We start from the raw sequence: 518 nt of genomic DNA on the forward strand, positions 1-518 counted from the left end.
GTCGTTGCCCTCGTCGTCCCAGAAGTGGGCACCCTCGGCGCGCTCGTAGACCTTGTCGAAGCCGATGGTGTGCAGCATGCGCGGGAGCTGCGGGTTGAGGTACCGGTTGTGCAGCTCGTAGCGCTCGGCCCCGCGCTCGGCCAGCAGCGCGCCGAGGTCGAACTTCCCGGCCTGTGACGACTCCGACGCGGACTCCGCGGTGGTCATGCCTGGTGCTCCTGTGCGTCCGGTGACTGTTTCGCGAGGCCCTGCCCGGCGGCGAGGCTCGCACTGATCCGCCCGGCGACGTCGACGGGCGTGAGACCGATGTCGGCGAGCACCTCGCCGCGCTTGGCGTGCGCGAGGAACTGCTCCGGGATGCCGAACCGCCGTACCGGCACGTCGACCTCGGCGTCGCCCAGCGCCAGCGCGACCGCCGAACCGACCCCGGCGGCGCGGCTGTTGTCCTCCACGACGGCCACCAGCCGGTGCCCTGCGGCCAGCGGCGGGAGGGCGGGGTCGACGGGCTTGACCCAGCG

General features: G+C 73.0%; 1 protein-coding gene and 1 pseudogene. Both read right to left on the bottom strand.

The features are described 5' to 3' along the window. A pseudogene (locus CCN29_RS34470) lies at nt 1–207 on the bottom strand (aspartate aminotransferase family protein); the annotation flags it as partial. Then, a partial coding sequence (locus CCN29_RS34475; protein WP_442538706.1) for a transketolase C-terminal domain-containing protein occupies nt 204–518 on the bottom strand: 315 nt, incomplete at its 5' end. The pseudogene CCN29_RS34470 and the gene CCN29_RS34475, both read right to left, overlap by 4 nt.

This window comes from Streptomyces pseudogriseolus (genome assembly GCA_002154585.1).
Lineage (GTDB): Bacteria > Actinomycetota > Actinomycetes > Streptomycetales > Streptomycetaceae > Streptomyces > Streptomyces pseudogriseolus.